Genomic DNA, 11,686 nt, shown 5'->3' on the forward strand with positions numbered 1-11,686 from the left:
ACACGATGTCTCCGACACTGCATCGCATCGTCGAGAGAATCGCCGGACTGCGTGAGGAGTTCCCAGAGTACGACGGCGTGATCAAGCCACCGTCGTTCGTGGCCCGGCTCATCGAAACGCCGGAGATGGGGTACGCGATCATCGTGGCCACCAAGCCTGAGCGCCTGGCGGGGAGCTAAGCCTTCGCCAGGGCCGCGAGCAGCCGATCCTCGGTCACCTCGGCGCCGTTGAGCTGCTCGCTGATCGCGCCGTCGCGCAGGACCACCACGCTGTCGCAGTTGCCCGCCAGCTCGGCCACGTCCGAGGAGATCAGCAGGATGGCCAGCCCGTCGACGGCCAGCTCGTCGAGCAGCGCCTGCATCTCCAGCTTGGTGGCCACGTCGACGCCGCGGGTCGGCTCGTCGAGCAGCAGCACCTTGGGGTGCATGGCCAGCCAGCGGGCCAGCAGCACCTTCTGCTGGTTGCCGCCCGACAGCTCGCCCGCGGGCTGCCGGGGTGAGACGGCCTTGATGCCGAGCCGCTTCATGAAGGTCGCCACGATGCCGTCGATCTGCGCGTCGGAGACGATTCCGGCGCGGGACAGCCGGGGGAGCGCGGCCAGGGCGATGTTGTCGCGCACCGAGAGGGTCGGGATGATGCCCTCGGTCTTCCTGTTCTCGGGCACGAGGCCGACGCCGGCGCGGATGGCGCTCCTGATCGACCACTTGCGGGCCGCCGCCCCGGCCACGGTCACCTGGCCCGCGTCCACCGGCATGACACCCGCGATCGCCCTGGCGGTCTCGCTGCGTCCGGCGCCGAGCAGGCCGCCGAGGCCGACGACCTCGCCCGCGCGCACCGCCAGCGACACGCCGTCCAGCACGTGGTGGCGGGTGAGCCCCTTCGCCTCCAGGACGGGGTCGTCGCCTGGTTCGTCGGGCTGGGCAGCGGAGTACGGCTCCTGGACGGGGTGGAACGGCCTGCCGAGCATGAGCGACACCAGCCGGAGGCGATCCAATCCGGCCAGCGGGCCGGTGTGTACGACGCGGCCGTCACGCAGCACGGTGACGCGGTCGCAGACCTCGTACAGCTCCTCCAGCCGATGGGTGACGTAGACGACCGAGCGGCCCTCGTCGCGCAGCCGGGCCACCGCGCCGAACAGCGTCTCCAGCTCGGCGTGTTCGAGTGCCGAGGTGGGCTCGTCCATGATGACCAGCCGGGCGTCCGCGGTGGCCGCTCTGGCCAGGGCCACGAGCTGCCTGGCCCCCTCGCCCAGCGTGCCCAGGGGCCTACGGACGTCGGTGCGCAGGCCGTACTCGGCCAGGATCCGCTCGGCACTGGCGTTGGTGGCCGTGAAGTCGATCAGCCCGAGGCGGCCGCGCGGCTCCCGGCCGAGCAGCAGGTTGCGGGCGATGCTCATGGTCGGGACGAGGTTCGTCTCCTGGTGGATGGTGGCGATGCCGGCCCGCCTGGCCTCGGCCGGGCTGCCGAACCTGACGGGCTCGCCCAGGTAGCGCAGCTGGCCCGCGTCCGGCTGGCACACGCCGGAGAGCACCTTGACCAGGGTGGACTTGCCGGCGCCGTTACCGCCGATCAGCGCGTGCACCTCGCCGGGGCGCACGGAGAGCGTGACGTGGTCGAGCGCGGTCACGCCCTGGAACGTCTTGAGAACTCCAGCCACCTGTAGCACGGTTGCCTCCGCCTCGATCGTGGTCGCGGTAGGAAACAATCCAGTAACAGAAGTGTCACATTCGATCAGATCCGGGCGACGTGCAGCCTGACGCCCCTGCCGCTCAGCTCGTCGAGCACGTCGCCGGGGGCGCCCTCATCGGTGACCAGGTGGTCGATCTGCTCGGCGGCGACGGTCTGCACCATCGTGTCGACGCCGATCTTGGTGTGGTCGGCCAGCACCACGACCTCCTCGGCCGCCGCGGCCAGCGCCCGGTCGACGCCCGCCACCTGCATGTTGGGCGTGGACAGGCCGCGCTCGGCGGTGAGCCCGTTGCCGGAGATGAACGCCCGGCGCACCCGCAGTCCGGACAGCGAGTGCTCGGCCGCACTGCCCACCAGGGCCAGGATCGAGCCGCGCAGCGTGCCGCCGGTCAGCATCACCTCGATCCGCGGCGAACCGGCCAGAACCTGGGCGACGAGCAGGGAGTTGGTCACCACGGCGAGCTCGGCGTGCCTGGTCAGGCGGCGGGCGAACTCCTGCGTGGTGGTGCCAGGGCCGATCACGATGGCGTCGCCGTCCTCGACCAGCGCCGAGGCGAGGTCGGCGATCGCGCCCTTCTCGGCGGACTCCAGCGAGACCTTGTGCGCGTAGCCCGCCTCCCGCGACAGCTCGCCGGGCAGGGTGGCACCGCCGTGGTGGCGGTTGAGCAGGCCCTCCGACTCCAGCGCGCGCAGGTCGCGGCGGACGGTCACCTCGGAGGAGTGCACGGACTGGGCGAGTTCGCGCAAGGACACGGCGCCGTTGGCGCGCACCAATTCGAGGATGCGCTGCCGGCGTTCTGCGGCGAACACCGGCCGTCGGCCGTCGCTCTGCGTGTCGCTCACGTCCCGATCATAGTCGAATGCTCAACTCCGGCTCACCTCTGATCATATGAGAACGAATTTGATCGGAAATCTTGACCGGCTCGGTCCATCGGTGCTTATTTGGGAGCCAGGCAGGGTCATAACCTGTCCGATCCTGATCGAAGGACATGCCATGCGTCTTGTCTGTCCGGTCGTCATCCCGCGGTCCTCCGCTTGCTCCCTCCGCCCCCCAGCGTGAAAGGACACTCCGTGCGAAAGTCACTCGCGGCTATGATCGCCGTGCTGCTGGCCGTGTTATGGCAGGTTCCCACCCCCGCGGGCGCCGCGGCCGAACGGCACGGGCTGCGCGGCGACTACTACCTCGCCTCGGCGCCCGGCGCGTTCGACTTCGGCGAGCTCAAGGCCAGCGTCGTGGATCCGAGCCTCGAACAGGGCGATCTCAACCCCGTGTTCAAGCTGCTGGCCGGCCGGGAGGACGACGTCACCGTCCGGTGGACCGGCAAGATCCGGCCCGCGTACTCCGAGACATACACCTTCTCGATCATCGGTGACAACGGCTTCCGGCTCTGGGTGGACGGCAAGGCCGTCATCGACCACTGGGTGGACGACTGGGACAGGGAGCAGGTGGGCATCCCCATCGTGCTGGAGGCCGGCAAGGACTACGACGTCAAGGTCGAGTACTTCGAGCACTTCGGCGGGGCGAACCTGCACCTGCGCTGGCAGAGCCCCAGCCAGCCGAAGGCCGCGGTCCCGGCGACGGCGTTCACGCTGCCGGACGGGTTCGACCCGCCCGGACCGGCGGCCGCGTCGGTCGGCGCCTCCGGTGATCTGGCCACGCTGACGTTCGCCAAGCCCCTGAGCTCGCTGCCGACCACCCTGACCGACCACCTGGCGCTGACGGTCGCAGGCACCAAATGGCCTATAGCCTCCACAGCCCTGAAAAATCGGGACACGGTGGTGCTTAAGCTGCAATATCCGGTTCCGGCAAAGGCGGGCAACACACTCCGCGCCACCTACGACGGCACCGGTCTGAGCTACGCCGACGGCACGCCGGTGGCGGCCTTCCCGTACGCGTACGTCCTCAACGACTCCACATACATCCTCAGCACCCGCTGGTCCAAGGACGTCGACCGAAAGAACCCGCTGCCCGAGTACCCTCGCCCTCAGCTGGTCAGGGACAGGTGGCGCAGCCTCAACGGCGTCTGGCAGTTCGCCGCCGCCAAGCAGGGCGAGGCCGCCCCGACGGGCCGCGACCTGGCCGAGCGCATCGTCGTGCCGTACCCGGTGGAGTCGCAGCTGTCGGGCATCGGCCGCCACGAGGACCGCATGTGGTACCGCAGGACGTTCGAGGTGCCGCGCTCGTGGAGCGGTGACCGACTGCTCCTGCACCTGGACGCGGTCGACTGGGACGCCACGATCTACGTCAACGGCAAGCAGGTCGGCACGCACAAGGGCGGCTACGACCGCATCACCGTGGACGTCACCGACGCGCTCAAGCGCGGCGGCCGGCAGGAGCTCGTCGTCGGCGTCGCCGACCCGACCGACTCCGGCGCGCAGCCGATCGGCAAGCAGCGGCTCGACCCGAGCGGCATCTGGTACACCGCCGTCTCCGGCATCTGGCAGACGGTCTGGATGGAGCCCGTCGCCAAGGACCACATCGAGCGGGTCGACACCGTCCCCGACGTCGCGGGCCAGGCGCTGCGCGTGACCGTCCAGGGCGCGGCGGGCACGGCCACCGTGGTCGCCAAGGACGGCCACCGCGTCGTGGGCACCGTGACCGGCCCCGTCGGCACCGAGCTCAGGCTGCCGGTCCCGAACCCCAAGCTGTGGTCGCCGGACAAGCCCTTCCTGTACGACCTGAAGGTCCGCACCAAGAAGGACGATATTTCGTCTTATTTCGGGATGCGCTCCATCGAGCTGAAGAACAACCGCATGCTGCTCAACGGCCAGCCCGTCTTCCAGCTCGGCCCCCTCGACCAGGGCTTCTGGCCAGACGGAATCTACACCGCCCCCACCGACGAGGCGCTCAAGTACGATCTCACGCAGACCAAGAAGCTCGGCTTCAACACCGTACGCAAGCACACCAAGGTCGAATCCGACCGCTGGTACTACCACGCCGACAAGCTGGGCCTGCTCGTCTGGCAGGACATGCCCGCCATGTTCAGGACCAGCGACAAGCCCCAGTTCGAGGCCGAGCTGCGGGAGATGGTCGACCAGCACCGCAGCGTCCCGTCGATCGTCATGTGGGTGCCCTTCAACGAGGGCTGGGGCCAGTACGACCAGGCGCGCATCGCCGACCTGGTCAAGAGCTGGGACCCCTCGCGCCTCGTCGACAACATGAGCGGCATCAACTGCTGCGGCGCCCAGGACGGCGGCAACGGCGACGTGAAGGACTACCACATCTACCCGGGCCCCGGCGTCCCCGGAAAGCCCACCGGCACCCGCGCGGTCGTCATCGGCGAGTACGGCGGCCTGGGACTCCCGCTCATCGGCCACACCTGGTCGGGCGGCGGCTGGGGCTACGCGGTCGAGCCGGACCCGGCGGCCCTCACCACCCGCTACGTCGGCATGATCCAGGAACTCCAGAAGCTGCACGCCTGCGACCAGCTCAGCGCCGCCATCTACACCCAGACCACCGACGTCGAGACCGAGCTCAACGGCCTCATGACCTACGACAGAGCCGTCACCAAGCCCGACGTGGAGCGGGTCAGCGCCGCCAACCGGGCGCTCACCGGGCAGATCAGCCCGGCCTGCGCCTGATAGGAAGGAACCCCCATGAATCTCCGGACAGCCTGCCTGGCGCTGGCCGTACTCCTGACCGCGTCGGCCTGCGCCAAGGCGGAGGAGCCGCAGAGCGCGCCCGCCGCCACCAGCACGGCCGGGCAGCAGGTCGTGCAGAGCCCCAGCGGCACGGCCGGGCCGACGTGCACGCTCGACCAGTTCGGCGGCAAGAAGTTCGACCTCAAGACGGCCGCCGTCGGCTTCTCCCAGTCGGAGAAGGAGGCCAACCCGTTCCGCATCGCCGAGACCAAGTCGATCAAGGACGAGGCGGCCAAGCTCGGCATCGCCAATCTCAAGGTCACCAACGCCCAGTCGCAGTTCTCCAAGCAGATCACCGACGTACAGCAGCTCATCGCCCAGGGCGCGCAGCTGCTGGTCATCGCGCCGCTGAACTCCGACGGCTGGGAGCCGGTGCTCCAGCAGGCCGCGGCCAAGAAGGTACCGATCATCACGGTCGACAGGAAGATCAACGCCAAGGCGTGCAGCGACTACCTGACCTTCATCGGCTCCGACTTCTACGAGCAGGGCAAGCGGGCCGCCGACCGGATGATCGACGCCCTCTCCGGCAAGGGCAAGGTCGCCATCCTGCTGGGCGCGCCCGGCAACAACGTCACCACCGAGCGGACGAACGGGTTCAAGGACCGGATCAAGGAGAAGGCCCCCGGCATCACGATCTCCTTCGAGCAGACCGGTGAGTTCGCCCGCGAGAAGGGTCAGCAGGTCACCGAGCAGCTCATCCAGTCCAACCCCGACATCAACGGCATCTACGCCGAGAACGACGAGATGGCGCTCGGCGCCGTCACCGCCCTGAAGGGCGCGGGCAAGGAGGCGGGCACCATCAAGATCGTGTCGGTGGACGGCACCCGCAGCGCCGTCCAGGGCATCGCCGACGGCTGGCTGCACGCGGTCATCGAGTCGAACCCCCGCTTCGGGCCGCTCGCCTTCGAGACCGCGCGGAAGTTCCTCGACGGCCAGGCCATCCCCGACAAGGTGATCATCTCCGACCGCGACTACGACACGTCCAACGCCAAGGACTCCCTCGGTGAGGCGTACTGAGTTGGCAGCGGTTCTCGAGGCGAAGGGGATCAGCAAGCGCTTCCCCGGCGTACTCGCTCTCGACGGTGTGCATCTCGCCCTCCTCCCCGGCGAGGTGCACGCCCTCGTGGGGGAGAACGGCGCCGGCAAGTCCACCCTGATCAAGGTCTTCACCGGCGTGTACCATCCCGACGGCGGCGAGCTGCGCCACCACGGCGCGCCCGCCGCCTTCGGCACGCCGCTCGACGCGCAGCGCGCCGGGATCTCCACCATCTACCAGGAGGTCAACCTCGTCCCGATGATGAGTGTCGCCCGCAACCTGCTGCTCGGCCGCGAGCCACGCGGCCGATTCGGGGTCATCGACGCCACGAAGATGTACGCTGAAGCCGCCCGCGTCCTGTCCGGCTACGGCGTCGAGACCGACGTCCGGCGGCCGCTGCGAACGCTCGGCATCGGCGCCCAGCAGATGGTCGCCCTGGCCAGGGCCGTGGCTGTCGAAGCTCGCGTGGTCATCATGGACGAGCCCACCTCCTCCCTGGAACCGCGCGAGGTCGAGACGCTGTTCGGGGTGATCAGGCGGCTGCGCGACGAGGGCATCGCCGTCATGTACGTCAGCCACCGGCTCGACGAGCTCTACCAGGTGTGCGACCGGGTCACCGTGCTGCGCGACGGCCGCGTCGCGCACACCGGGCCGCTGGCCGGGCTGGACCGGCTCAAGCTCATCTCGCTCATGCTGGGCCGCGACCTGAACGATGTCAAAGCGGACGGCCTGACCAGGTTCTCCCGCGACCGCCACCGCGCCGCCGACGGCCAGGAGCCACCGGCCGTCGAGGCGCGCGGCCTCACGCGGCGGCACGTCCTGGACCGGATCGACGTGTCCGTACGGCCCGGCGAGGTCGTGGGTCTCGGCGGCCTGCTCGGCGCCGGCCGTACCGAGACCGCCAAGGCCATCGTCGGCGCGATGCCCTTGGACGGCGGGCAGGTGCTCGTGGCCGGGCTGCCGCTGCGCGGCGGCTCCACCACCGCGGCCATCAGGGCGGGCGTCAGCCTGCTGCCCGAGGACCGCAAGGCCGAGGGCATCGTCCCTACCCTGTCCGTCCGCGAGAACATCGCGCTGGCCGCCCTGCCCGCCCTGGCCAGGGCGGGCGTGGTGTCCGACGCGAAGATCGACCGGATGGTCGAGATCTTCATGCGGCGGCTGCGCATCAAGGCGGCCTCGCCGAACCAGCTCGTGTCGGAGCTGTCCGGCGGCAACCAGCAGAAGGTGCTGCTGGCCCGCTGGCTGGCCGTCCGCCCCAAGGTGCTGCTGCTCGACGAGCCCACCCGCGGCATCGACGTGGGCGCCAAGGCCGAGGTGCAGGCGCTGATCGACGAGCTGGCCGAGGAGGGGCTGGGCGTGCTGCTGATCTCCTCCGACCTGGAGGAACTGGTCGAGGGCGCCGACCGCATCCTGGTGCTGCGCGAGGGCGCGGTCGTCGGGGAGCTGACCGGCGACGAGGTGACCGAGGAGAGGATCATGGCAACGATCGCGGATGACCGTGGAGTGACCTGATGACTGAGCTCGCTTCGAAACCGGCCCCTCGGAGCGGGGGGATGGCGGACCTCAAACCGCGGATCTTCGCCTGGGTGCAGGACTACGGCGTGTACGCGGCCGTGCTGGCGCTGCTGCTGTTCAACGTGCTGTTCACACCGCACTTCCTCGACGCCTTGAACTTCCGCACCCAGTTCGTCCAGGTCACGCCCATCGTGATCGTGTCGCTGGGCATGGCGCTGGTGATCGGAACGCAGGGCATCGACCTGTCCGTCGGCTCGGTCATGGCGCTGGCCGCCGCGCTCGTCGCCCTCTACCTGGGGTACGGCGCGTTGCCCGCGCTGATCGTCGCCGTGCTCGGCGGGGCCATTGTCGGCGCGGCGGGCGGGGCCCTGGTCGCCTACGTGGGCGTCCAGCCGATCGTGGCCACCCTGGCGCTGCTCGTGGGCGTACGCGGCATCGCCAACGTCCTGGTGCCGCAGCTCGTGGAGTTCCGCAACCCGGACCTGATCGCGCTGGGCAGCAGTTCGATGGCCGGGATCCCGGTCATCGTGCTGATCGCCGCGGGGCTGACGCTGATCGTGCTGTTCGTGGTGCGGCGCACGACGTTCGGCCGCCAGGTCGTCGCGATCGGCGGCAACCGGTCGGCCAGCGAGCTGTCCGGGCTGCCGGTCAAACGGGTGCTGCTGATCGTGTACGTCATCTCCGGGCTGCTCGCCGCGCTGGCCGGGGTGCTGGCCACGGCCCGCCTACAGGCCAGTGACCCGACGTCGCTCGGCCTGTTCATCGAGCTGTCGGCGATCACCGCCGTCGTGGTCGGCGGCACGCCGCTCACCGGCGGGCGTATCAGGGTGCTCAGCACGGTCATGGGCGCGCTGCTCATGCAACTGCTCGCGGCTACGTTGATCAAGCACAATCTGCCGCAGTCGTGGACCCAGATGGTCCAGGCGGTCATCATCCTGGCCGCCGTCTACGCCACCAGGGAGCGTGCGAACCGATGACCTCTGCTTCTTCCGCTTCATTTGCTTCTTTGCGACGTGAGCAGGTGAGCCGGGTGCTTCAGCAGCACGGGGCGCTCATGGTGCTGGCGCTGCTGGTGATCGTGGGCAGCGTGGCTTTCGACTCCTTCGCCACGGCGGGGAACGCGGCCAGCGTGGTGGTCTCGTCGTCGTTCCTGGCGATCATCGCGATCGGGATGACGTTCGTGATCATCAGCGGCGGGATCGACCTGTCGGTGGGGTCGCTGTTCGTGCTGGGCGGGGTGCTGGCGGCCTATGGGTCGCAGTACGGCCTGCTCGTGGCGCTGGCGCTGCCGCTGGGCACGTGCGGGATCGTCGGCTTGCTGCAGGGCTTGGTCATAGCTCGCACCGGTATGGCTCCTTTTATCGTGACATTGGCGGGTTTGCTGGGTGTGCGGGGGTTGATGCTCGCCATCTCGGATGAGGGTGCAACCACCTATTTGGTGAAAAATCCCGCTTTCGCGGCCTTGGGGCAGGGAGAGTTGCTCGGACTGACGTACCCCGTATACATCACCGCGGCGCTGGCGCTGGTCGCGATGGTGCTGCTGCAACGCACCGGCTTCGGGCAGAACGTCTACGCGATCGGCGGCAACGAGCAGGCGGCGGCGCTCATGGGCGTGCCCGTGGCGCGTACCAAGGTGACCGTGTACGTGATGTCGGCCCTGCTGGCCGGCCTCGCCGGCGCGCTGAACGCGGCACGGCTCTCGTCCGGGGTGACGATCCTGGGTATCGGCCTGGAACTGGACGCGATCGCCGCCGTCGTCATCGGCGGCACCCTGCTGACCGGGGGCGCGGGCGGGATCACCGGGACGGTGGCGGGAGTGCTGCTGCTGGGCGTGATCCAGAGCCTGATCAACCAGGTGGGGAACCTGACATCGGCCTTTCAGCAAGTAGTCAGCGGGGCGTTCCTGGCGCTGGTGGTGGTGGCGCAGCGGCTGCTGAGCAAGGCACAGCGGCTGTCGTAGTGGTGGCGTGGCCCCCGAGTCGCGTCTGGTGCCGTGTCCTCCCGAACCGAGACAGTCGATGCTGAGGCTTTATTCACCTTTGCTTTCCCTGTCCGGGGAAGTCCCTTTCGGCGTGGCGTCGAGGGGAGCCTGGCTGTGACTGTAAGCATCTTTATCGTCACGCTGGGTTGCTCAGCGGGCAGGAATGGGCCGTCTTCCGGCCAATGGGTTAGCCGCGACCGCTGGCCGCGCTCCAAAAGAAACGGTACCTCTATGTTCACGCACACTCCGAGAGCCGACGCCACAGGCATACCGACCCGCCCGGCGAGGTGGCGGGCCAGAAGACGGATGATGCTGGCCGTGGCGGCCCCTCTGTCCGTGGCGCTTGCGGGCATCACGACCACCCCGGCCAACGCGGATCCGCTGCCGGATCATCGGTTCCACCGCAACCACCACTTCTTCCATAGGTTCCACAAGCCAGTTCTGACCGACAGCGGGAATGGCTGCGAGCCGGGAACCTTCGTCAGGGCTCACTCTCTGAGACCCCACAACTTCTTCATTCCTCGCACCAGGTACACCGATGGTCCCGGCGGCTCGATGACCGTCTCGGTCCACCACGAGTATGAGGTGCTCGCGTTCGTGGAGGCCGACAAGATCAAGACCAAATCGGTCAGCGACTCGGTCGCCAAGACGATCGGCAGCACGGTCACCACCGAGGACATCCTGCGCGCGCTCACCAGGGAGGTCACGCCACACCTGGAGAAGAGGCACATGATCTTCACGGGGCACGACTACACGCAGACAATCCACGACGGCAAGTACGGAAACATGTGGTACCGCGTCTTCGGTTACCGCATCGGCTGGGGTCAGTGGGCCCGGCTCCACAACTGTGCCGAGGTCAGAATCGCCACCGGTATCGCCGACATTCCATCGAGAGTCGAAGGCTGGCGATACTGGGAGACCGACCATCCGATTTTCCGCGGCCACAAGCTTTCCGACAAGTAAGGGGCCGACCTGCCGCCCGGGGCCTCCCGGCCCCGGGCACCAAAAGACGAAGCCGGCTATCCGTTTTTCCTCTCCCCCGAAGGGGGCATCCCTCCATGGGGACCCCAGCTATGACGGGCCGTCTTCCTCGGCTCCCCCGGAGGGGTATCCCTCCATAGGGCCCATGTCGCGGCGAGCCGTCTTCTTCTCCTCCTCCGGAGGAGGCATCCCTTCAGAGGGCCTGTGCCGCGACGGGCCGTCTTCTTCCTGTCCCCCGAAGGGGTATTCCGCTAAAAGGACCCCAGCCACCACGGACCGTCACGGGCATCGGGACGGTCGCGTGGCGAACTGCCCTGCCATCGTGGTCGCTGCACTAGTTGTGCTGGGGCTCTTCGGTGGGGAGAGGGATGCCGAAGTGGGCGAACAGCGTCTCGAACATCCGAGTGTGCATGGCCAGCGTCTGGGTGTGCTCGGCTAGCGTCTGGGTGTGTCCGGCTAGCGTCTGGGTGTGTCCGGCCAGTGTCTGGGTGTGCTCGGCTAGCGTCTGGGTGTGTCCGGCTAGCGTCTGGGTGTGTCCGGCCAGTGTCTGAGTGTGTCCGGCCAGTGTCTCACTGTGCCCGCCCACCACCGTGGCGAGTTTGCCGACCTTCTCGTCTAGCCTGTCGAACTTCTCGTCCAGTACGTCGATTTTCTGCGTGTGCGTACGCTGGACCTTCAGGATCTCGTCCTGAGTCAGAAGGATCTTGGAGGCCTCTGAGCCGATGACCCGGATGTCTTCTCGCTGGTTGTCCGAGCGCTCTTCGAGGCGCGTCACCCGGATCTCCAGCTCCTGGAGGGTTGTCATGCCGAGAATCCTAACGGTGATCGGTACATCACGCTGC

The 11,686-nt window shown here is 68.4% G+C and carries 10 protein-coding genes; 7 read left to right on the forward strand and 3 right to left on the reverse strand.

The genetic code is table 11. The annotated features are described in order from the left end of the window. The first annotated feature begins 5 nt into the window (after positions 1–5). On the forward strand, positions 6–179 hold the full coding sequence (locus ACIBO2_RS30515) for a hypothetical protein (protein WP_358542680.1): 174 nt from the start codon (positions 6–8) through the stop codon (positions 177–179). Here ACIBO2_RS30515 and ACIBO2_RS30520 read toward each other — a convergent pair. Next, positions 176–1,657, reverse strand: coding sequence for a sugar ABC transporter ATP-binding protein (locus ACIBO2_RS30520; RefSeq protein WP_358542683.1), 1,482 nt, complete (start codon positions 1,655–1,657; stop codon positions 176–178). The genes ACIBO2_RS30515 and ACIBO2_RS30520 overlap by 4 nt on opposite strands. A gap of 74 nt (positions 1,658–1,731) precedes the next feature. Continuing rightward, positions 1,732–2,532 carry a DeoR/GlpR family DNA-binding transcription regulator gene (locus ACIBO2_RS30525; protein ID WP_358542685.1) on the reverse strand — a complete coding sequence of 267 codons (801 nt, stop codon included), beginning with the start codon at positions 2,530–2,532 and terminating at the stop codon, positions 1,732–1,734. A gap of 228 nt (positions 2,533–2,760) precedes the next feature. On the opposite strand from ACIBO2_RS30525, the gene ACIBO2_RS30530 reads away from it, so the two are divergent. From ACIBO2_RS30530 to ACIBO2_RS30555, 6 genes are all read left to right on the forward strand, one after another. Further along, positions 2,761–5,271: a PA14 domain-containing protein gene (locus ACIBO2_RS30530; protein WP_397301256.1), complete on the forward strand. Its 2,511-nt coding sequence runs from the start codon at positions 2,761–2,763 to the stop codon at positions 5,269–5,271. Between the two features lie 15 nt (positions 5,272–5,286). Further along, positions 5,287–6,348: an ABC transporter substrate-binding protein gene (locus ACIBO2_RS30535; RefSeq protein WP_358542692.1), complete on the forward strand. Its 1,062-nt coding sequence runs from the start codon at positions 5,287–5,289 to the stop codon at positions 6,346–6,348. After that, positions 6,335–7,879, forward strand: a complete 1,545-nt coding sequence (locus ACIBO2_RS30540; protein WP_397301259.1) for a sugar ABC transporter ATP-binding protein — start codon at positions 6,335–6,337, stop codon at positions 7,877–7,879. Before ACIBO2_RS30535 ends, ACIBO2_RS30540 begins: the two co-directional genes overlap by 14 nt. Before the next feature lie 41 nt (positions 7,880–7,920). Continuing rightward, entirely contained in the window at positions 7,921–8,859 is a 939-nt protein-coding gene (locus ACIBO2_RS30545) for an ABC transporter permease (protein ID WP_397301262.1), read from the forward strand. A gap of 77 nt (positions 8,860–8,936) precedes the next feature. Continuing rightward, the gene (locus tag ACIBO2_RS30550) at positions 8,937–9,842 is read left to right on the forward strand and encodes an ABC transporter permease (RefSeq protein ID WP_397301264.1); all 906 of its coding nucleotides are present in this window, start codon (positions 8,937–8,939) and stop codon (positions 9,840–9,842) included. Positions 9,843–9,977: 135 nt separating this feature from the next. Next, positions 9,978–10,826 carry a hypothetical protein gene (locus ACIBO2_RS30555; protein ID WP_358542702.1) on the forward strand — a complete coding sequence of 283 codons (849 nt, stop codon included), beginning with the start codon at positions 9,978–9,980 and terminating at the stop codon, positions 10,824–10,826. Positions 10,827–11,178: 352 nt separating this feature from the next. Here the strand turns inward: ACIBO2_RS30555 and ACIBO2_RS30560 are convergent, their stop codons facing one another. Then, positions 11,179–11,649: a hypothetical protein gene (locus tag ACIBO2_RS30560; RefSeq protein ID WP_397301267.1), complete on the reverse strand. Its 471-nt coding sequence runs from the start codon at positions 11,647–11,649 to the stop codon at positions 11,179–11,181. Positions 11,650–11,686 lie beyond the last annotated feature (37 nt).

Origin of the sequence: Nonomuraea sp. NPDC050022 (assembly GCF_044460705.1) — a bacterium.
GTDB lineage: Bacteria > Actinomycetota > Actinomycetes > Streptosporangiales > Streptosporangiaceae > Nonomuraea.